The organism is Streptomyces sp. NPDC002446, assembly GCF_053595675.1.
In genome coordinates this window covers 87,304-109,327 of sequence record NZ_JBSFYC010000016.1, presented here as the reverse complement: position 1 = coordinate 109,327, position 22,024 = coordinate 87,304, and the positions used below count along the sequence as shown (strand labels likewise).

Here is a 22,024-nt window from a genome sequence, read left to right as displayed (position 1 = left end):
CGCGGCATCACCGATCCGGAGGGTCGTAACAGCCGTGTCCCAGCAGCACGTACCGACGCACCAGCCCCCGAGTGCCCCCGAACCGCCGGCGCGCAAGGACCACGAGGACCACACCCTCAACTCCTTCTACCGCGCCTTCCCCTACCCCTGGTCGCCGCACCAGCTGACCGCGCTGGACGACCCGGCCTTCTACACCCGCTTCCTGTGCCAGGACGTGGGTGACGACACCGCGGGCCGGGTCCCCGTCGACGCCGACATCTGGGTCGCCGGATGCGGCACGAACCAGGCGCTGATCACCGCCCTGCGGTTCCCGGGCGCCCGCGTCCTGGGCACCGACGCCTCCGAGAACTCCCTCGCCCTGTGCGAGGCCAACGCCCGCAGCCTCGGCGTCACCAATCTGACGCTGCGTCATGAAGGGCTGACCCGGGCCTCGTACCGCGAACGGTTCGACTACGTCCTGTGCACCGGCGTCATCCACCACAACCCGGACCCGTCGGTCTGCCTGCGGTCGCTGTCCGCGGCCCTGCGCCCGGACGCCGTACTGGAGCTCATGGTCTACAACACCTACCACCGCCAGGAGATGATCGCCTTCCAGGAGGCGCTCACCCTGATGGGCATCGACCGGGTCAAAGACCTGTCCGAGCGGCTCGAACTCGCCCGCGGACTGGGGGAGTCCGTACCGGCCGACGGATGGCTCGGCCGCAAGATGGAGATGTTCGAGTACACCGACGAGGCGGCCTGGGCCGACAGCTGGATGAGCCCCCTCGAACACAGCTACACCGTCGAAGAGCTGGCCGCGATGGCCGACGGCTGCGGCCTCGCCCTGGAGACCCCCACCGTCAACGCCTTCGACCAGGTCAGCGACTCCAACCGGTGGGACGTCCCGGTGCCGGACGGTGAGCTGCGCACCCGCTACGACGCGCTGCCGGACCGGACGCGCTGGCAACTGGTCAATCTGCTGCTGATGGACCGCTCGCCGATGCTGTGGTTCTACCTCGGCCGGGCCGGCCGGCCGCGCCGTACCGAGGCCGAGCGCGACCGAGCGTTCCTGGACACCGTCCACCGCCACAGCGCCGCCCGCCAGCGCCGCTGGACCCGGCAGCCGGACGGCGGCTATCAGGAGGCCGAGTCCACCACGGCGTTCCCGGCGGCCAAGCCGCCCACCGCCGTCCGCCCGCTGTACGAGGCGGTCGACGGCGAGCGGACGATCCGGCAGATCCTGGCGGACCTGGGCGGCGAGCCGACGGCGGCGGAAGTCCGCCAGGCCCGGCTCCAGCTGACGACCAGCCAGTACCCCTTCCTGGTCGCCGACCGGGCACCCGTCCGGTGACGCCCGCGAAGACTTCCACGGACATCCCCAAGCACTCCCACAGATGAGGCCCTCGTGAATACACCGTCGAACACGTCGGACGCACCCGGCGCGCCGGCTTCTCCCGCCCCGGACGCCTGGAAGGTGCTCAACGACGGCGGCCCCGGCGATCTGGTGCTGGCCGTCGACTACGCCTCCACGGGCCGGCGCGAGTCCAGCTTCTTCGACATCGTCCCCCACCTGCCCGCGGACCAGACCGTCTGGGAGACCACCCAGCCCGAGCTCGGGCGGGAGACCGAGATGGGCGGGCCGGAGTACGTGGCCCGCTGGCTGCGCCCGGTCAAGGAGTCCGGGCGGCGGGTCAGGGCGGTCATGGGCTACTGCGTGGGCAGCGTGTTCGCGGCGGCGCTGGCCGAGGAGATCGGCCGGATCCAGTCCGAGCCGCCCGCCGTCCTGATGTTCGACCCTTCCGTACCGGTCTCGGTCAACCTCCGGCACGACTTCTGCAACGTCATCGACCACTACGCGGCGATCCTCACCGAGGACGAGGTGCGCCACTGCAAGGCCGAGGCACACCGGCTCTTCGACGAGGACGACGACTTCGACCGGCTGGGCAAGCGCTACTCCCGGATGTTCGAAGAGGTGGTGGAGACCGCCTTCGTCCGCAGTGAGCTGGACGTCGAACTGGGCCGCGAGCTGTCCGACACCTTTGTGTCCTTCGTCCGGTACCTGGTCGCCGCGCGGCAGGTGGACCCCAGCCGCGTCTGGTCCCAAGGCACCGCCGTCAGCTCCCGGGACTCCACACCGGCCGCCGACCTCGCCGGCCACGAGCTGCAGTTCGACATCGACCACCTCGACATCCTCCGCGACACCGGCGTCGGCCGCGCGGTGACCGAGCTGCTGGCCGCCCGGAACTGACCCCACCCACACCTCAACCCCACGCAACGCAGCAAGGAAGGGACCAACCGCGATGTCACTCTCGACGGGGGCCACAGCGCGCACCGCCTCCCCCAAGGAACGGTCGCTGTGGATGCTCGACCGGCTCGCGCCCGGCGCGGGCGTCAACAACGTCCCGGCGGCCCTGCGGATCGGCGGACGGCTGGACCGCCGGGCCCTGCGGACGTCCCTGACCGCGGTGGTACGCCGCTACGACGCCCTGCGCACCGTCTTCCACGCGGACGACGAAACCCTCACCAAGTCGGTGCTCGCACCCGGCGAAGCGGAGCTGGACGTCCAGGACATCGCGCCCTCGGCGGACGGGCTGCAGGCCGCCCTGACGGCCTTCGCCGCCGCGCCCTTCGCCCTCGACGGCCGCCCGATGATCAGGGCGGGCATCGTCCCGGACGGCGACGACGACGTGCTCTGCTTCGTCGTGCACCACCTGGTCTTCGACACCGTCTCCGCAGGCGTCTTCACCCGCTCCCTCGTCGCGGCGTACGCGCGGGCGCTGCGCGGCGAGGACCCCTGCCCGGCCGATGAGGGCGCCGCGCCGGTACCCGTGCTGGACGAGAACACCCCCCGGCCGCAGAGCACCGACTTCTGGCGCGACCACCTGAGCGGCTTCGACCCGCAAGCGCTGGAGACGGACTGCGGCACCGGCCACAACCCCGCCCACCCCACGCTGGCCGGCGGCCGGGTGGACCACACCCTCTCGCCCGGGGCGACCGCGGTGGTCCGCACACTGGCCAAGGAACTGCGCGCCCCCGAGGCCGTGGTGCTGCTCGCCGCCTACTACGTCCTGCTCGCGGCCCACGGCGCCGGCCCGGACCTCGTCGTGGGCTCACCCGTCAACGTCCGCGGCGAGAGCGCGGCGGACGCCATCGGCTACCACGTCAACACCCTGCCGCTGCGCACGGCGGTGGACCCCGGCGAGTCGTTCCGCGCGCTGGTCGCCCGCACCCGCGGCGTCTTCTTCGGCGCCCTGGCCCATGCGGACGCCCCCGTGGACGGACTGCTCGCGGAGGTCCCCCGCCCCGGTGCGTCCTGGCGCGGCTCGCTCTTCCGCCATGTCTTCAACTACGTCCCCGCCCCCGGCGACCTGGGCCTTGCCTTCGGCGACGCCCCGGCCCGCGGGGTCCCCGCCGAGACCGGCTACAGCAAGTTCGACCTGGAGCTGAACGTCCTCGCGGCGGCGGACACCCTCGCCATCAGGGCGGTCCACGGCACCGAGGCACTCGGCGCGGCGGACGCCCGGGCGCTGGTCCAGCGCTATGACGCCCTGCTGTCCGGCCTCGGCGAGGCGGCCGACCGGCCCGTCGGGGACCTCGAAGTGGGCACCGACGCGGACCGCGCCGCGCTGCGGACCGGGTTCGAAGAGACGGTCCGGGGCGGGGGAGCGGCCGGGTTCGTGGCCTCCCCGGACGGCCGGGAACTCCTGCCCGGAGTACGCGGCGAGCTGTGCCTCGTAGGCAGCTCCCCCGCGGGGGCGGCGGACGGCGACGACGGGGCGAGCGGCGAGCACCCGGTGCACGGCCGCTACCGCCGCACCGGTGAACTGGCCCGTCGGGCCTACGACGGCACGCTGGAGATCATCGGCCGGGCCGACCGCCGGGTCACCGTTCAGGGCACACCGGTCCAACTCGACCGGCTGGAAGCCCTGTTGGCCGCCGAGGACGGTGTGCGTGCCGCGGCCGTGGTGCTGCGGCAGGGCGATGACACGGAGGCGGGCGGACTGGTCGCCTTCCTGGCGGCCCCGGACGACCCGCAGCTCGTGGACCGGCTGCGCAAGCGCATCGGCGCCGAACTGCCGGCCGCGGCCGAACCGGGATCCTTCGTGGCCCTGGACACGCTGCCCTCGACGGCGGACGGGCGGCCCGACCTCGCGGAACTGGAGCGCAGGGCCGCCGCCGGAGACGGCACCGGCCCCGCCGCCGCGCCCGACGCCGACGCGCAGCTGCTGGCCGACCTGGTGGAGCTGTGGAAGGACGTCCTGGAGCGGGACGACGTGGGCCCGCGGGCCAACTTCTTCGAGCTCGGCGGCCACTCCCTGCTCGCCGCGAAGGTGGCCCAGCGCAGCGGCAAGCTGGCCGGCGTCCGGGTCCGGCTCGCCGATGTCTTCGCCAACCCGACCCCGCTCACGCTGGCCGAGCACCTGCGCGCGGCCCGGTCGTGAACGCCAACGGGGCGGCGTACCCGGCGTGGTACGCCGCCCCGTTCAGCGCGGTGCCCTTACCGCACGGGCCCTTCGGCGCCTACCGCCGGCTGTCCACCACCAGATCCAGATCCGACGGGATCTCCGTACGGTGCCGCACATTGAGCTTGCGGTACACCCGCGTCAGATGCTGCTCCACCGTACTGACCGTGATGTGCAGCTTCCGGCTGATCTCGCGGTTGGTGTAGCCGAGGGTGGCGAGGGTTGCCACCCGCCGCTCGGCGCTGCTCAGCGAGGCGATATCGGCCGGGCCCGCCTGGACGTGCAGCGGCTGGCCCAGACTCTCCGCACCGCCGCTCGGTTTGAGTCTGCGCAGCAGCGGCTCGGCCTGGCAGTGCCGAGCGGCGTTCCATGCCTGCCGGGAGACCATCCGGGCCCGTCCGGCCGCCCCGAGCGCACGGTGCGCATCACCGAGATCGGCCAGCGCCCGGGCCAGCTCATAGGGGTTGTTCGCGGCCTGGAGTTCCTCCACCGCCTCGGTCAGCAGCGCCGGACGCCGCTGGAGTTCGACGGTCGCGGCGAGCAGGCGCAGCGTGATGCCCCGGATGCGCGGGCCGTTCGCGCGGGGGCGGGCCAGCTGCGCTTCGAGATGCTCGCGGGCCTTCGCCCGGTCACCGAGCTGGATCAGCACCTCCGCCGCCCCCGAGCGCCACGGCACGAGCGTGGGTACGTCCACTCCCCATGCGGTCATCAGCTCACCGCAGGCCAGGAAGTCGCCGAGGGCCGCCTGCAGGCGGTTGTTGGCGAAGTGGTGCCGGCCACGGGCGTGGAGGTGATACAGGCCGTACATGGAGCGCAAGGCCGTCTCCGGCAGCGGCCCGGTCAGCTGCTCCGCCGCCTCCGCGTCCTTGCCCATCGCGGTGCAGGCGAGCGCCACGGCACTGGACGCCAGGAAGCCGAACGGGCCCCAGGTCCGCCGCGGGATCAGATGAAGAGCGGTGCGGGCATGCTCCTCGGCCGCCGGCAGCTCGCCCAGGCTCAGCGCGATCTGGGCCTGCAGCGCGGCGAATACCGCCTGCCAGGTCGGGGCCCGGCGTGCCACCGCCCGTTCCTGGAGGGCCTGGCACCAGGCCGCCGCCTTGTCCTGCTGATCGGAGTGGAAGAGCGCCAGGACCGCGAAGGCCAGCATCTCGACGGTGCTGTCGCTCAGTGTCGAGTTCTGCAGGATGTGCTCGGCGTCCGCCACCACGTCCTTGCCGTGCTCGTCCCTCAGGGCGGTGGAGAGCACCGTCGCCGCCAGGAGCTCCGGGTTGAGGGCGATCGTGGCCGGTGTACTGCCGTCGGGCCCCACCGGGCGCTCCGGGAAGTTCTTCAGCAGGGGCGGGAAGGTGCAGCCCAGCCAGACCCTGGAGATATGCAGCTCGGCCGCGAGCCGGGGGTCCTCCCCGGCCCCGGACGGGCCCAGGGCCCGCAGCGCCGCCACGGCTTCCTGCTCCTCCACCGACCACAGCAGATGGCGCCGGACCACCGCGATCACGCCGGCGTCGCGCAGGCTGCCGTCCCGCACCGGCGCCAGCAGGGACCGCAGATGGCGGGTGGAGGCGGGCAGGTTCACCCGCAGCTCGGCGCGCACCAGGTCCGCGATGACGGCGTCGCGCTGCCGGCTGTCCACCGCGGCACGGTGCGCGAGCTCAAGGCAGCGGATGGCCGTTGCCGCGTCGTCGCCGGACAGCGCGTGCTCGGCCGCCTCGCGCAGCACCGGGACCGCGGCCGGATCGGCTTCGCCGCCGGCGCCGATCAGCTGCCGGGCGATGGCCGGTGCCGGGCTGCCGATGTCGTGCAGCAGCCGCGCGCACCGCCGGTGCAGCCGGATCCGTTCCTCGGTCGGCATGCCGTCGAGGATCGCGGACCGCATCGCCGGGTGGCGGAAGCGCCGGGAGACCAGCAGCCCCGCCGCTTCGAGGATGCGCACCGCGCGCTCAGCGCACAGCAGTTCGACGTCCAGGGCCCGGCACAGCACATCGAAGGACCAGTCGTCGTCCAGTACGGCCAGGGCCCTGGCGACCCGGCCGGTCTTGCCGTCGCCGCGCCGCAGGCAGGTCAGCACCGCCTGACGGAACGTCTCGTCGACGACCGGTTCGGCGGGCGCCGACGTCCGGCCCGTACGGCCCGCCATGGCGAACACGGTGGCATCGGCCAGCACGCTCGCCAGCAGCGGATTGCCGCCGGAGGCCGAGAGCACTCCCGGAGTCAGCCGCCGGGCGGCGCTCTCGTCCATCTGACGGCCGAGCAGTTCGCCGACCTCGGCCTCGCCCAGCGGCCGCAGCGGCAGATGCCCGACGTGTGGCTGGCGGGACATCTCGGTGTAGGGCGTGAGGTCCGGCTCGGCCTCCAGTTGCTTGCTCAGCACGACCATGATGCGGGCCGAGCGGAGCCGCCGGGTGAGGTGGGACAGACAGCGCATGGACGCCACGTCCGACTGGTGCACATCGTCAACCGTGATCACCAGCGGTGTGTCCGCCGCGAGCCCCAACAGCACCTCGCACAGCCCCTGGTCGATGTGTGCGGACTTGCCTTCGGTGGCGAGCGTGCCGTCCACCGTGGACGGCGCCGCGCCCTCCGACAGGAACTGCTCGGCCCGTTTGCCCGCCGCCTCGTCCAGCGGCGCGCTCCGCAGCAGCTGGCTCATGACCCCGAGCGGCAGCAGCTGCTCCGAGGCGCAGGCCGTGGCGCTGAGCCATCGGGCGCCGGACTCCAGGGCGTGTTCGGCCGCCGCGTGCAACATCCCGGTCTTTCCCAGGGCGGCGGATCCGGTGATGATGACGACGCCGCCTCTGCCGCGTCGGACGTCCGAGAACATCCGCCGCAGAACGGCCATTTCCTCGCTTCGACCCACTAACGCCATCGTGCTTCCCCCGACATAGTGCTTGTGTCCAGGAGAACCCCGGGGTGCGCGAGATGCCGCACGCACCTGGTCGACGAGCATTCCCCCGAACGGCTCGGAATGATCAGACGATATCGAGCGCATGTCGGCGGGCGGGCTGCATGTGACGTAGATAACACAGGGCGTATAGGGGCAATGCGTACGTCGCCGCGCGCCGCTTCTCCCATTCACATGGCGCATTTGATATGGGGCGTCACCGCCGGTAGTCCCAGGGACGGCGGATCGCCGGGAACCCGTACGTGCACCGGACGCCGGACCGACGCCGCCCTGCCCGCCCTCAGACGGTGTCGCGGCGGGCCGTCGCGGCCGGGGAGGTGAGCTCGAACTCGTCGATCCGCGTCCTCAGTTGTTCGGCCGCCCGGCGGTGCGGTGTGGAGCCTCCGGACAGGGCCGTGAGCACGGCGCACTCGACGCGCAGATACGGAGGCGCCTCCGGTGTGATCTCGGGCAGCGGCGCGGTGGCCGGGTTCTTGACCCGATGGCTGATGCCCCGGACGGGCGGCACCAGAGGTCCCAGGTACTGGTCGAGGAGCGCGACCACGCGCCGGGTCTTCGCGGATTCCCCCAGCGACAGGAGCTTCTGCCGCACACCGGGCGTGAAGTCGAAGACCACCTGATCGTGCGGATCGCTGTGCTCGGCCGCGTTCTCGACGGAGATCAGCAGCCCGCTGGTCAGCACTGCCGCCAGATCGCGCGGTCCGGCGGCGGGCAGGAGCTCGGCCGCGATCAGCTGCATGATGTGGCGGTTCAGCGGCGCCGCGGCCAGCAGCACCGCGAGGGTGAAGGCGTTGTCGGACGCCGCGGTGCGGAACTCGGCGATGCGCTGCTCGGGAGTGAGGTCCGCGTCCGGCGCGGGGCTGGGGGAGGGCACCAGGCCCGTCGCCGCCGAGTCCGGCGGTACCAGCAGCGCCTGCTGGGGCACCGACAGCCTGGACGTCATCAGCCGCACCCACCTGTCCAGCCACCGTTTGCGTATCTCCAGCACCGGGATCGGCAGCCCTTGTCCGTACTGCTCCGGGGTGCCGGCCGGTGTGGCCGCGGAGGTCGCCCCCGGCGGCGCGACCTCCAGCTCGCTGTTGGGGCACCCCGGCACCTCGGCCCGCAGCCGGTGCGGCCGGGCGTGGATGCCGGACAGATTCCAGTCGTGGTGGGGGAGCACATGGAGGATCGCCACCGTGTGGTGCTGCCCCCACACACGCAGATCGCGCCAGATCAGCCCGCGCTTCCACGCCGCCCCGACGGCATCGGTGATCACGAAGACGACCTTCTGGTGGTGCGGCGGCGCGGGCCGGCAGAGCCCGAGCTCGTCCACGGCCGAGCGGTCGAAGAGGTCCGAGCGGGTGGTCGACGACTGGCTGCGCAGCTTGATGATGTGGACGTCGTCAAACAGCGGCAGGTCACAGGCCGACGAGGCGAACGCGTTGACCGTCGGATACCAGGCGGACATCGACAGGCCGGTGTCGGCCACCAGGATCAGCTCGCGCACCTGGGGGTCCGAGGCCGGCGGGGCGACCGGCCCCGGTGCCGAGGGTATGGCGTAGGCGTCCGCCGCCGGCTGACGGACGTCCGTCACCGCAGGCCGCAGCTGGCCCAGTGCCTGCAGCGCGCTGACCGAGGCCTCGGCGGCGGGCAGCGGCAAGGAGGACGGCCACCTGTCCGGCGCCGACGCGAAGACCGTCCGGCAGGTGGCGAGATGTCCCGGGCCGCGCAGCTGGGCGGGTGCGGCCGGGGCGGCGGTGATCAGCCAGGTGGGCGTCTCAAGGGTGTTCACGACGCGGTGACCTCATCCGGGGCGACGAGCGGCTTGAGGACGGGCAGCGGACGGTTCGGGTCATCCCACAGCAGTGTCACCTCGCGCAACGGCTCCGCCTCGTCACCCAGGGGACCCGACGACAGATGGATCTCGTCGATCCGGCTGGGAAGGTCCTTCAGCGGACCCTGGCGGATGAGGTTCTGGACGGATTCCCGGAACGACTTCGAGCAGTTCTGACGGTGCCACAGAATCGCCGGCACACCGGAGTGGATGGCGTCCATCAGCTCCCTGGCGCCGTCCTCCATATCGGGCGGCGACGTGAGGACGAGGGGTTCGCTGGACCGCCGTTCCTCCTCCGCCGCGTCGCGGCGGCCGTCGCACGGCGGCGCCGGCACGTCCTCCCGCATCAACTGCATCCAGCGTTCACGCCAGGACGAATGGGAGGCCGGCGACTGCAGCCGGTCGAGGCTGCGCACCAGCACCCGGCAGTCCGGCTCGGCCTGGCGTTCGCCCGCCCGCCGGCACCACTCCCACACCGGCTCGTTGACCAGCGCCAACGGCAGCCAGAACTCGACCGTCAGATGCGCGCGTTGGCCGGCGAGCAGCGCGTCCCGCAGCCGGGTCGTGACGGCGCGGGCGATCTCCGTCTCACGTACCCGGGTGTCGTCGTCGCGCAGCGGCGAACCGTCGTAGACACCTCCTTCGTCGTGCCACACCCGCATGACGTAGTAGTCGTTCTCCAGGCCGTCCGGCAGCAGTACGAACATCACCCGGCGGTCGGCGGCATCGGGTAACTGCACCGACATCGCCCGCGTCCGGCACTCGTGCAGCGACGGCACCAGCCCGGACGCCTGTGCGTGCCGCTGCGTCCAGTTGCGGATCTCCTCGCCGATGTGGTCGTCGACCGTGGCCGCCAGATACTCCAGGAACGCCATGAACGGGGGCAGCCCATTGGGCATGGCGTTGCGCCGCAGCAGATGCAGCAGAATGCTCCACGCATGGGTGCAGTGCAGCGGCAGCGGCGTGGCCAGCGGCTGCAGGGCGGCCTGCGCGACGACCTGCACGTCGTCGGGCGAAGCCTGGTTCAACAAGCCTTCCAGATCCAGCAGCTCCGGCTCCGAGAGCCAGGACCGGGCCGACAGCCGGTCGCACAGCAGCCGCAGCTGACCGGTCGTCCGCAGATCGCCGGTCAGCGTCCCGACGGCGTCCGCCAGCGCATCGGCGCCCTCGGCGAGGGCCGTGCACTCCGCCACCAGCTGCGAGAACTGGTCCAGCGAACGGGCCTGTGCATCGGGCTCGCTGAGCGGATCGTCCAGGGACTGGGCGAGCATCCGGACCAGAGCGCGCCGCCCCGAATACGAGGCGAGACGCGGTGAACCGGCCAGGACGTCCACCATCGCCTGCTGCAGCGACACCGGAGTGGTGCCCCCGCATCCTCTTACGTCCGTCCGGTCTGGTTCAGCTGCCGCCATAGCCATATCCCCCCAAGGAACGGTCGAACAAGCCGACTTGGTTGCCGGCTGCCTGACTCTCCTGCCATGACTGTCCTCCAGCGGACACCACTAGGCCAAGGAGAAAATGAGATGAGTTTGCGAGCTTGACGCCCGTCGCACCTCGCTGATTGCGCCCCCGGCACCCCTCCCGTACGGAGACAATGGGGCGATGGGGGATCCGAGCGCATGGGCAGCATGGGTGGCGGCGGCGACGAGCCTGGCCACCCTGGTCGTGACGACGGTCATCGGCGGCCGCCGCGAGCACCGCAGATGGGCGCGCGATTCGCTGACCGACGCCTTCGTGGCGTTCCTCGAGGCGAGCTGGGCGCACTCCGACGTCGTCCGGTACGCCCCCGACGGGCGGCCCCTCGACATCGAGAGCGCCCAGGCCTGCTACGCCGAGATGCGCCGCCAGCTGACCCGGCTGCGGCTGCTCGCCTCCACGGACGTGCTGCGGGCCGGGGAGGACCTCCTGCGGTGCCAGCGGGCGGCCCAGGAGGCGCGGCCCGGCGCCGCCCGCCAGGAGGCCCTGGCCGCCGCGGCCCGCAGCCGGCGGGTGGTCGTGGCCGCGGCCAAACGCGAGATGGGGCTGCCCTAGGGCGCGCCCTGGGGATCTTCGCTCACCGCACATAGCGCCCCAGTCTGTCCTCCGTGCTGTCGCGGATCTGCGTCAGCACCGCCTGTGTCGACGCCGGAAGCTTCCCCGACTCCAGCTCACGGGTGATCCACCGCGCGACGCTGTGGAAGCAGGCTTCACCCATTCGGTCCCGAGGGCCCGGCAGCCAGTGGTTGACGATGTTGCGGGCGGCCGCGGCCAGCACCGCGTCCTCCGGGGACAGCGCCGTCAGCAGCTCCCGCCAGTGCCCCCAGTAGCCCAGACCCACCAGCCGGGCCCGCTCCATGCTGGGATGCAGCGAATCGGTCTCATGGGCCATCCTGAGCAGGGTCTGCTCCGCGGTCTCCGCCTCCAGCATCAGGTCCTCCAGCAGCGCCAGACTTCCCAGGTAGCCGATGGCCGTCGTGGCGTGCGCGGCGAGCGACACCCGCACCAGCCCGTGCTCACCGTGCGAGTGGGTGATGACCGTGCTGACGTTGTGGTGGTTCGCAGCGACCTCGTGGACGAACGGGAGCGCCTCGTACAGCCCCGCGCTCGCCGCGAGCATCACGAACTGGTGCGCCGCTATCCCCTCCGGGCTCTTCGGCTCCAGCAACAGCAGCTGCTGGCGCAGCGTCGGGGCGAGCACCATCGGCTGTACGAACGGCGCGTCCAGCAGCACATCGACGCTGCCGAGCATGGCGGTCAGCGTGGGCGAGCCGATGCCCTGCTCGTCGACGAACAGCGCCGTCTCCGCGCGCAACGGCAGCACCCGCCGCCAGGTCGTGCACCAGGGCCAGTGCACCGCCTGCTGCTCCAGACCGTGTTCGAGCAGCGCCTCCTGCACCCGCAGGGCCAGCCGCAGCCCCAGGTCGTGGTCGAGCATTCCCGCCGCGGACACCAGACAGGAGACCGGGTCGACGAACTCCGCGGTGAGCGTGGCCAGGATGGGCTCCAGCAGCCGGTCCAGCACCACCTGGTCGTCCGGCGGAAGACAGTGGACGAACGCCGCCACGATCGACAGCCGCTTGGCCGACGCCTGGGCCCCGATCTCCTCCAGCAGCGCCGCGCCCAGGACCCGGCCGTCCGACAGCAGCCGATGCGCACCGATCACCGCCAGGTGCTCATTGGACTGGGTGAGCAGCTCCTTCCAGCCCTCGGGCCCGCAACCGAACACCTCCTGGTCGAGCAGCGCACCGGCCAGCACGCTCTGCGGCGAACCGGTCTGTAAGGCCCTGGCGGCCTGCTCCAGCATCTCCCGCCAGTTCGGGCACTCGGCCAGGCCCGCGCGGAAGCGGTAGGCCAGCAGCGTCTCCAGATCCCCCTCGGCCGCCAGCCGCTTCAGCAGGGACAGGCGCTCCTCGTTGAGCCGCTCCGCCGCGGCGGTCGCCGCCGTGAACCCCAGCTCCCGGTCGATCTCGGCCAGCCGGTGGGCACAGGCCTGCGCATACCCCGCCCGCAGCGCCCTGTTGGGCACCACATCCAGCTGTACGAGCGTGTCCCACGCCTGGGAGGTCACCTCCCACGAAGCACCGGGCTGCGCCAGCCGGGACCAGGCGTGCCCGGCCAGGCTCGTCAGCCCCGCGGCCTGGATGCTGCGCAGCGCCCGTACGCTCACCTCGTCGCCCACGTCCTGCCCCGGCGGCGGGTCCAGCAGCCGGCACAGCACCTCCTGCAGGGTGCCGGTCGCGTCCGGGACGAACCACTGGTGCATCATCACCAGGCCGTCCAGCGCGGCCTGCACGGCCTGCGGGGCGCAGCTCCCGTCGAGGGCCACCTGCCGCAGGACGTCCATGGCCGACGGGGCACCGTACTTGGCCAGCGCATAGGCCGACCGCCGCCACGCCGGGCGGCCGCGGGCCGCCGACCGCAGTACCGCCTGCTGGGTCTCCAGGAACGCCTGGCGCACCTCCGGCACGGCGCCCTCGGGGGCTGCCTGCAGCAGCAACGCCCCGTACCAGGGGTTCGCCTCCACGGCGGTGCGCAGCACCGCGGCCACGGTCTCGGGGTCCGCGTGCGGATCGGCGACCAGGAAGAGCGCCGCGTCCCGCCAGCCGAACCTGCGGATCCGGTCGGTCACCGACGGCGCATGGTCCTGGGCGTCGTCCAGCAGGGCGGACGCCGCGCACAGCGCCTGCACCAGGGGGTTGCAGAAGGTGATCCGGGAGGCGTCCTGCTGGATGGCCGTCGTCGACAGCAGGGTCTCCAGATCCTGTTCGGCGTCGGCCCGGCCGGGATGCTCCAGGACCTGTACGGCCTCCTCGCGGCTGAGCGAACCGGCGTCCCCGAGCCTGCTCACCAGCTTGTTGAGCATCTCCTTCTGCTGGGCCACCGTGATGACGTGCTCGGCCGTCTTCAGCATCCGCTCCAGGTACTTGTGCACCAGGACGCCGGGGTTCGACGGCACCTCGCCGGTGTCCACGAAGTGCCGCACCAGCATCTTCAAGAACAGCGGCCGGCCGGCGAGTTCGCGCAGTGCCACGGCTGACGTGTCCTTGAAGAGCAGCTCCTCCAGCCGGGAGAACTCGGCCTGCCAGTGGGTCGGGTGCTTCTTGCGCAGTTCGTCGGCGATGAAGGCGCGCGCGGGCTGTTCCCGCACCTTGTGCAGCACGACCGCCGGCCACCCGAAGACCTCGGGCTGGTAGTCCCCGCCGCGCTGGCAGACCACGATGCGCGCCTGCGGGTGCTTGGCATGCAGGTCCTTGAGCCACGCGGTGACGCTTCTGCGGTGCCGGAGCTCGACCTTGTGCAGATCGTCCACGGTCAGATGGATGGCGCCGATCTCCAGGAGCCGCTCCAGCCGGTCCTGCGACACCTCGTCCGGCAGGGGGAGCAGTGCCCGCAGCACGGTGGCGGGTGCCGGGTCGGACGCCCCGTGCAGCTCGATGCTCAGCTGCACCGCGCTGACGGAGAGCGGAAGGCAGCACGGCGTACCGGCGGCGGCAGCGGGATCGGCGTTCTTGGCGAACGCGGTCATGATGCGCATCTTCAGCTCGCGCACCACCACGCTCTTCCCCGACCCGGAATCGGCGACCAGCACCGCGACATCGTGCTGTGCCAGCAGGCGTAAGCAGCTCATGGTCGCGACGGCCAGGGCCCCCTCGCCCTGCTGCACATAGGGCTCTCCGGGAGCCAGTACCCGGGCTTCCAGGGGGATGTAGGTGAAGTCACGGAAGTGCCGGGAGCTGTCGAACTCCTTGTCCCGGCAGTGCCGTTGCAGCTCCTCGACCGCCGGTGCCAGCGGACCGCTGAAGAGCCGCTCGGTCGCCCGCCGCGCAGGCGAGCCGGTCTTGCGGGGCCGTTCGACACCCGCGGCCACCAGTGCGGCCGTCAGCAGGTCGGCGGACGGCCAGCTCAGCTCGTCGGTGTTGCCCAGCAGCATGTCCCGGGCGATCCGGGCCTGGTCGAGCGTCCACCGGTCGAAGAGGCTGCGGTATTCGGGCATCAGGCACTCCGAGGCCACCCCGGAGGCGGCCGTGGACGCCCCGACCTGGTGCTCGGACTGCTGGTCGGCGTCCCACTTGAACGTACGGCACGCCGCCAGGGTCAGGTGCTGGAAGTAGTGCCGGGGCCAGTTCTCGCGGTCCTCGGCCGGGACGGTCTTCCACACACCCAGCCGAAGAGCCCACAGCAGCGCAAGAGCGCGGCTCAGTGCGGGCGAGTCCGCGGCGACGGAGTCCACCAGGAAGTCGGCGGCCGAGGCCACCGAGTCGGGTCCCCACAGGGGGGTGACGACGGTGAGCAGCGCCAGATACCGCTGCAGCCGCACCAGGTCGGACCAGGACAGCGTGGGGGCGACGCAGTCGCGGAGGACGCACACCTCCATCCAGGCGAGGTCGGCGAGCAGATATCCGTCCGTCTCGAAGGACGCGAAGTCGATCAGGTACGGATTCTTGTCGCAGAACATGATGTTGCGGGGATTGAGGTCCCCGTGCACATGGGACGTCGTCCTCGCCTCGGCGGAAGCGGAGAGGATGTCGTGCAGCGCCGCCATGGGGTGGCCCACGGCCATCCCGTCGTACTGCAGCAGGTCTTCCGTCTCCGTGAAGGCCCCGTGCTTGCGCAGGCACTCGGAGAACAGGTCCGACCACCGCTGCGAGCGGGTGGACCGAACCGTCCCGTACACATCCAGCGGACGCTTGCCGATCAGGCCGGCCACGTCCGCGAGGTCGCCCGCGCCGCCGGTCAGTTCGACGTGCACCCGCAGAGAGTTGAACGCACCGGACACCACCTGGCCGCTCACCTCGGCCTTGTTCAGCATCAGCCGGACGGTGTTCCCCTGGCCCAGGATCCGGCCGCCGCCGGGCGGGGAAGTGGAGGCCTGCAGCAGCGCGTTGGAGGTCACCGCGGGCTTGCCGAGGTCGTCGGCGCCCGGATTCCCGTCCACCAGCCGGACCGGGCCGGTGTTCCCGGTGTCGATCGCATCGACCTTCAGCACCACATTGGGGCCGAGGCTCCAGTTCTGCTGCCTCAGCAGCTGCTCCGACGTTGAAGCGGCATGCCGGTAGAGCTTGTTCCGGAGCGTGTTCATCATCGCCGAAAGGGTCGCCACACCCTGAGCAGTGGCATCCGGATTCACCATGGCCTCGGAGACCACGTCTTCCAGTGACCGTACGGTGCCCTCGGTGTTCTGGTCACGATCGCGTACGTGTGCGTAAACGACGACGTCCCGCTTGAAGTCCGCCGCATACTGTTTGTCGATCACGGATCGACTCACCGCAACGATCGGCACGTAAAGGGTGTCGTCATGCTTTCTCGCCAGCGCGGTGAATGCGTTCCACTCCCGCACCGCCTCGTCATGGCTCATCAGTTTTGCCACCTGGCGGAAGCTGGCCGCCTTCTTTACGCCGACCTCGATCTCCAGGACTTCCGAACTGCTGCGCCCGCCGGCGAGACGGCGTAACACCGTGACCGTGTGAACCCCGGCCGGCCAGTAACCCCTGGGCGCGTCCCCGCCGTCCCCCGGGGCATCGTCGCTGCCCAGGACGGCAACATCGCAGAGGGCGTCGATGATGTATCCCTCGTCGTCCGCGTCGATGCCACATGTGGGAGCGAATTCAACCTGCGAAACCATGCGCCACCCCCGAAACCGCCAACAGTCGCACTCACGCCCGCGCTTGCTCTGCGTAGTGTTCACATAGCAGAGCCAGAGTGTAGCGATATGTGCGCCCGCGTGTACGGGCTCCTCGGAAGGCGCCGATGAGCCTGCCGTGCGCCCCTTACGCGCCGTGCCGGGAAGGGAATACGCGGCGTAGCGCTGCTCTCACCCTCAGGTGGAACATGCCGGTTCGTAAATACGATTCGTTGCCAGTTCCGTCAAGTGGATCGCGGGAAACGAGCAAAGGTGGCAACTATTGACTGAACTGTTGCGTCATCTGTGCAGAGTTGTCCGGCGAAATGGCCGTCCCTGGCGCTGCCTTGGGGGCCGAACACGGGGATGTGAAGGAGAAGGTATGCGACCGTTTGCGTTGAGTTACGCCCGGCCGGCGGTGAAGTCGGTGGCCGCGACTCCGTACACCTATGACGCCGCGCGGCAACTCAACGTCCTGCCCGACGGTCGCCCGGCCACCAGCAGCCGGGCGGTGCTGCTGGCAACCGGCACCACCGCCTCCACCGCCGGTTCCAAGACCCACTTCGACGACTGAACGTCAATGACCGTTCTGGTCCTCACTTGTGAGGAAGACTTGACCGCGGACATGGTCGTCGCGACCCTCTACGACCTCGGTGTCCCACTCGTCCGCCTGGACCCCGCCGACCTGCCCGGCAGGATCGACCTCTCGGCGGACTACACCGGCGACCGCTTCGACGGCTATCTCAAGACGGACGAACGCATGGTGAGCCTGAGCGGCCTGCGTTCGGTGTGGGTCCGCCGGCCCGGAACCCCCGGCACCCGCGTGGAGGAACAGTCGACCTGGCTCACCGCGGAGTCCGAGCAGGCCCTCTACGGCATGCTCACCTCCACCCGGGCCCGCTGGATGAACCACCCCGCGGCGGCCGCGCAGGCCCGCTACAAGCCCTGGCAGCTCCATATCGCCCAGCAGAGCGGCTTCGCCATACCCGCCACCCTCATCACCTCGTTCCCCTCGGTCGCGCGGCAGTTCGCCGCCACGTACCAGGACCTGGTGGTCAAGTCGGTCTCCGGGAAGCACCCGGGCGACCCGCCGATGGTGCTGCCGACCAGCCGCATAGGCCCCGACGCGGACTTCGCCGCGGTGGCGGCCGGCCCCACCCTGCTCCAGCAGCACGTCCGCAAGCAGGCCGACATCCGGCTGACCTGCGTCGACGGCAACCTCTTCGCCGCCCGCAAGGAAGCCGACCCCGACGAGGTCGACAGCCGCTTCACGGAACACGGCGCATGGAAGCCCGCCGAGGTCCCCGACCTCGTCCGCCGAGCGGTGGCCGCGTACATGGCCACCACCCAACTCGCCTACGGAGCCTTTGACTTCGCCGAGGACCACAACGGGACCTGGTGGTTCCTCGAATGCAACCAGGGCGGCCAGTTCGGATTCATCCAGCTGGACACCGACCAGCCCATCGCCCAGGCCATCGCCGCCTGGCTGGCCGCCGAGCCCCTCCCCTGAGGCCCGCACCAAAGGCCCGCCGCCGCAGTGAGAGGCCCCACGCGCCTCGAATGGAGCAAATGGAGCAACGGCCGACCGGCTTCGCGGACCGGGCCCCGGCGCGGCGGGTGCCGGACTACGTTCGTTCCTCGGCGCGGCCGCTGCCCCGGGTGACCGCGAGCAGCGCCAAGTCATCCTCGATGCGGCCGCCGGTGTGGCGGTTCACCTCGGCGAGCAGGGTGTCGAGCAGCGCCTCCGGTCCGGGAACGTCCCGTCCGGTCAGCGCGGCGCCGGGGTCGTAGAAGTCCCCGGCGCGGTTCCGCGCCTCGGTCAGACCGTCGGTGTACAGCAGCAGAGTCGCCCCCGGAGGAAAGGGGACGGTGTCGGTCCGGTCCGGTACGGCGCCCAGCTCCGCAAGTCCCAGAGGGAGGGCCGGCTCGGACGGTTCCGCGCTGCGTACCCGGCCGGCGTGGAGCAGCAGCGGCGCCGGGTGGCCGCGGTTGACCAGCCGCAGTTCATCGCCGCAGGGCGGGATCTCGACGAGCACGCCGGTGACGAACCCCTCGGTCCGCTCGGGTCCCGTCCGCCGCGCCCTTTCCCGCAGCAGCGCCCGCTCCAGTCTGGCCGCGACTCCGCAGAGCGTGGCCTCCTCCTCGGCGGCCTCCCGGAACACGCCCATGGCCACGGCCACCACCTTGACCGCTTCCATGCCCTTGCCCCGTACATCGCCGACCAGGCAGCGTACGCCGTACGGGGTGTCCTGCGCGCCGTACAGATCGCCGCCGATCTGGGCGTCTTTCACGGCTGCCTGGTAGCGCACGGCGATCCGCAGGGGCCCGATGGCGGGCGGCAGCTGCGGCAGTACGGCGCGCTGCACGGCGAGGGCGACTCTGCGTGCCGACTGCAGCCGCACATTGCTGTAGTACATGAGGCGGTTGACGACGACGGCGAAGGCCGAGACGGTCGCCACCGCCGCCAGCTCGCTGCGCCCGCCGGAATCGTCGATGAAGCCGAAGTGGGTGAGCAGCGCGACGTCTGTGGCGCAGGCGCCGATGCCCGCCAGGATCGTCGCGCGCAGCGACAGCAGGGCGGCGGCCGTCATCGGCGCCGCCGTGTAGAAGGCCTCTCCGCTGAAGTGCGGAGAGGTGTGGTAGTCGAGAAGGCCGCCTCCGACGAGCAGGATGACGGGCAGCAGCTGGAGGTGGCGCAGACACCAGCGTCTGACGGTGGTGCGCCCCGCACTCGCTGCCCTCACGTACCCGCTCCCGCTCTGTCGTGCTGCACAACACGCACAAGCATCCTCGGGCGGGATTACGCCTGCCAGTCGTGGCCCGGCCGTGCGCGCGAAGGCGCGGCGTCGCGGCAAGTGGCGACAGGGGGAAGGCGGAGGGACAATGCGCGTCTCGTCGCCGTGCGCAACGGTGCGGCACGCAACCCCGGCGGGTTTTGCACATCTTGCTGGACATGCCGTCTCCGTCTCCGTTACCGCTGCCGCATCGCCGTCGGACCGCTGTCGTCGCCACGCTGGCGGCGCTGCTCGCGCTCCCCGCGTGCGGCACGTCGCCTGCGCGGAGCGGCGACCAGGGTGGCGAACCGTCCGAACGGCCCAGCGCCAGGCTGCCGCTCTCACGCTGGGCGAGACGCAGTCCACGGCCGACCCGTGCTCGCCGGACGACGAGAAGACGGGGCCATGAGCGGCAAGGGATTGCCGGTGCCGGGAGGCGCCCGCGGCTCCGTGTCAAAATGGGTGTGCCGTCCATCCTGCCGTCCGTCCCGCGCCACCGTTCCCTTGCCGAACGGCTTCTGCACCGCTACTGAACCGCCGAGGTTGTTCCGTGACCAAGCCCGTGGCCCGCGAGCCGTTGCGCCGCAATGCGCGGTCCAACCGGGCGCGCATCCTGGCCACGGCCCGCCAGGAACTGGGGCGGAACCCCGATGTCACCCTGGAGGAGCTCGCGCGAGCCGCCGGTGTCGTGCGGCGCACCCTCTTCGGGCACTTTCCCGGACGTGCGGCGCTGTTGGAGGCGCTCGCGGAGGAAGCCTCCGAGACCCTGCGGAGCACGGTGGCGTCCGGCGTGCGGCCGACGGAACCGGCCGAGCGTGCGCTCGCGTACTTCGTGTTCTCCATGTGGCCCGTAGGGGACCGCTACCGGATGCTTCTGGCGCTGGCCCGGCGGGACCTGGGCGCCGACCGCGTGGCCGAGATCCTCGCACCGGCCCGTGACGAGGTCACGGCCATCCTGGAGCGAGGGCAGCGGGACGGCGTCTTCCCCACCCATCTGCCGCCGGCCGTGCTGAGCGCGGGCCTGGAGGCGATGACGGTCGCCCTGCTGGAGGCGGTCAACGCCGGGGTGCTGGAGGACGAGCGGACCCGGGTCGCCGTCGCCACGCTCATTGCGGCCGGCGTGCCGGAGAAGCGGGCGCGCGATGTGGTCGACGACGTCGCGTCCGCCGTGACGGACAGGGAATCCGCCGCCGACGCCTGAGCCTGTGCGTGGCGCCGCGGCCGTCTGCCGGGTTGTCTTCTGCCAGGTTGTCTTCCTCTCTTCACCCCGTCGCGAGGTCCACCCTTGCACGACGTTATTTGCACACCAGTGGGCAAGAACGTAATCTGCACATCGATGGGCAAGTAACTCGTCCTCTCTAGGAGCCTCTGATGCCCCTCGTGGTGAACACCCCTGTCGCAAAGGCGACCGCGCCGTACGCACGGCGCTGGTGGGCCCTGCTGGTGCTGTGTCTGAGTCTGTTGATCGTGGTCATGGCGAACACCTCGCTGATCGTCGCCGCGCCCGACATGACCCGGGACCTGGGCCTGAGCAGCAGCGATCTGCAGTGGGTCGTCGACGGCTACACCGTCCCGTACGCCGCGCTGATGCTGGTGCTGGGCTCGATCGGCGACAAGTACAGCCGCCGCGGCGCACTCATCGCGGGTCTGGTGATCTTCGCCGGCGGTTCGGTGATGGGCAGCCTGGTCGACGAGACCGAGCTGGTCATCGCGGCCCGGGCGGCCATGGGCATCGGCGCCGCCGTGGTCATGCCGGCCACGTTGTCACTGCTGGTCGCGATGTTCCCCAGGGCCGAGCGCGCCCGGGCGATAACGGCCTGGACCGCCACCTCCGGCCTGGCCATCGCCGTTGGCCCGCTGGTCGCCGGATGGCTGCTGGAGGACCACGCGTGGGGCTCCACCTTCCTGATCAACGTTCCCGTCGCGGTGGTCGCCGTCGTCGGCGCGCTGGTTCTGGTGCCTCCGTCGAAGGCGGACGGGATGGGGCGGATCGACTACGTGGGCGGGCTGCTGTCCATCGTGTCCGTGGGCAGCCTGGTCTACGCGACGATCGAGGGCCCGCACTTCGGCTGGGGCGTCGGCCCGACTGCCGCGGCCGTCGTGGCGGGCGTGGGTCTGCTCGCCTTCGTGGGGTGGGAGCTGCGGCACCCGCACCCCATGCTGGACGTGCGCCGGTTCGCGTCGCGCCCCTTCAGCGGTTCGATGGTCGCGGTGCTGTTCTTCTTCTTCGGTACGTTCGGCGCGATCTACTACTCCACGCAGTTCCTGCAGTTCGTCCTCGGCTACGGGGCCCTGGAGACCGGTGTACGGCTGCTGCCGCTGGCCGGGGCCGTCTTCGTCGGTGCCGCGGTGACCGGGCGGCTGACCCCGCGGCTGGGTGTGAAGGCGCTGGTGACGGCCGGCATGGCGATCGGCACGGTGGGCGTCTTCCTGCTCGTGCAGGTCGACAAGGGCTCGACGTACGGCGACTTCCTGGCGCCGATGATGCTGCTGGGCGTGGCGATCGGGCTGAGCGTGTCCCCGGCCACGGACACCATCATGAGCTCCTTCCCCGAGTCGGAGCTGGGTGTCGGGGGCGGCGCCAATGACACCGCGCTGGAGCTCGGCGGCTCCCTCGGGATCGCGGTGCTGGGCTCGCTGCTGGGTACGGCCTACCGGGACGAACTGACCGACCTGGTGGGCGGCCGGCTGCCGGCCGCCGCGATGGAGACCGCCAAGGACTCGGTGGGCGGTGGCCTCGCGGTCGCCGAGCGGATCGCGCAGGGCCCGTCCGGAGCGCCCCAGCAGGCGCAGGCCCTGGTCGACGCCGTGCACCAGGCCTTCGCCCACGGCGTCGCGCAGACCAGCCTCGTCGGCGGGATCATCATGGCCGCCGGGACGCTGATCGTCCTTGCGGTCCTGCCGGGCCGCCGGGGTGCGGGGCAGCGCTCGACGAAGGAGCCCGCGTCGGTCGCGGAAGGCCAGGACGAGGCGTACGCCGCATCGGTCCGGTAG

General features: G+C 71.4%; 13 protein-coding genes. 8 read left to right on the top strand and 5 right to left on the bottom strand.

Annotation, left to right across the window (positions count from 1 at the left end; genetic code table 11):
• The first annotated feature begins 34 nt into the window (after positions 1–34).
• The 3 genes from ACWD6P_RS12555 to ACWD6P_RS12545 are packed head-to-tail and all read left to right on the top strand — an operon-like array spanning position 35 to position 4,421.
• Positions 35–1,330 (top strand): class I SAM-dependent methyltransferase, encoded by a 1,296-nt coding sequence (locus tag ACWD6P_RS12555; RefSeq protein WP_451444034.1) that lies wholly within the window; start codon positions 35–37, stop codon positions 1,328–1,330.
• A 54-nt stretch (positions 1,331–1,384) separates the two neighbouring features.
• Positions 1,385–2,227 carry a hypothetical protein gene (locus ACWD6P_RS12550; RefSeq protein WP_451444033.1) on the top strand — a complete coding sequence of 281 codons (843 nt, stop codon included), beginning with the start codon at positions 1,385–1,387 and terminating at the stop codon, positions 2,225–2,227.
• A 52-nt stretch (positions 2,228–2,279) separates the two neighbouring features.
• On the top strand, positions 2,280–4,421 hold the full coding sequence (locus tag ACWD6P_RS12545; protein WP_451444032.1) for a condensation domain-containing protein: 2,142 nt from the start codon (positions 2,280–2,282) through the stop codon (positions 4,419–4,421).
• 79 nt (positions 4,422–4,500) lie between these two features.
• Here ACWD6P_RS12545 and ACWD6P_RS12540 read toward each other — a convergent pair whose 3' ends face one another.
• The 3 genes from ACWD6P_RS12540 to ACWD6P_RS12530 all read right to left on the bottom strand — a co-directional run bounded on the left by ACWD6P_RS12540 (position 4,501) and on the right by ACWD6P_RS12530 (position 10,512).
• The gene (locus ACWD6P_RS12540; protein ID WP_451444031.1) at positions 4,501–7,305 is read right to left on the bottom strand and encodes an ATP-binding protein; all 2,805 of its coding nucleotides are present in this window, start codon (positions 7,303–7,305) and stop codon (positions 4,501–4,503) included.
• A 316-nt stretch (positions 7,306–7,621) separates the two neighbouring features.
• Entirely contained in the window at positions 7,622–9,115 is a 1,494-nt protein-coding gene (locus ACWD6P_RS12535; RefSeq protein WP_451444030.1) for an SAV_2336 N-terminal domain-related protein, read from the bottom strand.
• On the bottom strand, positions 9,112–10,512 hold the full coding sequence (locus ACWD6P_RS12530; protein WP_451444029.1) for a VMAP-C domain-containing protein: 1,401 nt from the start codon (positions 10,510–10,512) through the stop codon (positions 9,112–9,114). Before ACWD6P_RS12530 ends, ACWD6P_RS12535 begins: the two co-directional genes overlap by 4 nt.
• A gap of 247 nt (positions 10,513–10,759) precedes the next feature.
• Between ACWD6P_RS12530 and ACWD6P_RS12525 the strand changes: the two genes are divergently transcribed.
• On the top strand, positions 10,760–11,188 hold the full coding sequence (locus tag ACWD6P_RS12525; RefSeq protein ID WP_451444028.1) for a hypothetical protein: 429 nt from the start codon (positions 10,760–10,762) through the stop codon (positions 11,186–11,188).
• A gap of 22 nt (positions 11,189–11,210) precedes the next feature.
• Here the strand turns inward: ACWD6P_RS12525 and ACWD6P_RS12520 are convergent, their stop codons facing one another.
• Entirely contained in the window at positions 11,211–16,259 is a 5,049-nt protein-coding gene (locus tag ACWD6P_RS12520) for a hypothetical protein (RefSeq protein ID WP_451444027.1), read from the bottom strand.
• A gap of 379 nt (positions 16,260–16,638) precedes the next feature.
• Here ACWD6P_RS12520 and tgmA point away from each other — a divergent pair, with 379 nt between their 5' ends.
• Entirely contained in the window at positions 16,639–16,830 is a 192-nt protein-coding gene (gene tgmA, locus ACWD6P_RS12515; protein ID WP_451444026.1) for a putative ATP-grasp-modified RiPP, read from the top strand.
• Positions 16,831–16,836: 6 nt separating this feature from the next.
• Positions 16,837–17,766 carry an ATP-grasp ribosomal peptide maturase gene (gene tgmB / locus ACWD6P_RS12510; protein ID WP_451444025.1) on the top strand — a complete coding sequence of 310 codons (930 nt, stop codon included), beginning with the start codon at positions 16,837–16,839 and terminating at the stop codon, positions 17,764–17,766.
• Positions 17,767–17,881: 115 nt separating this feature from the next.
• Here the strand turns inward: tgmB and ACWD6P_RS12505 are convergent, their stop codons facing one another.
• Entirely contained in the window at positions 17,882–19,000 is a 1,119-nt protein-coding gene (locus tag ACWD6P_RS12505; protein WP_451444024.1) for a PP2C family protein-serine/threonine phosphatase, read from the bottom strand.
• 580 nt (positions 19,001–19,580) lie between these two features.
• Here ACWD6P_RS12505 and ACWD6P_RS12500 point away from each other — a divergent pair.
• Both ACWD6P_RS12500 and ACWD6P_RS12495 read left to right on the top strand, forming a co-directional pair.
• Positions 19,581–20,231 (top strand): TetR/AcrR family transcriptional regulator, encoded by a 651-nt coding sequence (locus tag ACWD6P_RS12500; protein ID WP_451444023.1) that lies wholly within the window; start codon positions 19,581–19,583, stop codon positions 20,229–20,231.
• A 170-nt stretch (positions 20,232–20,401) separates the two neighbouring features.
• On the top strand, positions 20,402–22,024 hold the full coding sequence (locus ACWD6P_RS12495; RefSeq protein ID WP_451444022.1) for an MFS transporter: 1,623 nt from the start codon (positions 20,402–20,404) through the stop codon (positions 22,022–22,024).

What these genes read in the sequence shown, in the direction of transcription:
- ACWD6P_RS12545 (WP_451444032.1), top strand. Translation starts at nt 2,280, where the DNA reads ATGTCACTCTCGACGGGGGCCACAGCGCGCACCGCCTCCCCCAAGGAA.
- ACWD6P_RS12540 (WP_451444031.1), bottom strand. Translation starts at nt 7,305, where the DNA reads ATGGCGTTAGTGGGTCGAAGCGAGGAAATGGCCGTTCTGCGGCGGATG.
- ACWD6P_RS12525 (WP_451444028.1), top strand. Translation starts at nt 10,760, where the DNA reads ATGGGGGATCCGAGCGCATGGGCAGCATGGGTGGCGGCGGCGACGAGC.
- ACWD6P_RS12520 (WP_451444027.1), bottom strand. Translation starts at nt 16,259, where the DNA reads ATGGTTTCGCAGGTTGAATTCGCTCCCACATGTGGCATCGACGCGGAC.
- tgmA (WP_451444026.1), top strand. Translation starts at nt 16,639, where the DNA reads ATGCGACCGTTTGCGTTGAGTTACGCCCGGCCGGCGGTGAAGTCGGTG.
- tgmB (WP_451444025.1), top strand. Translation starts at nt 16,837, where the DNA reads ATGACCGTTCTGGTCCTCACTTGTGAGGAAGACTTGACCGCGGACATG.
- ACWD6P_RS12495 (WP_451444022.1), top strand. Translation starts at nt 20,402, where the DNA reads ATGCCCCTCGTGGTGAACACCCCTGTCGCAAAGGCGACCGCGCCGTAC.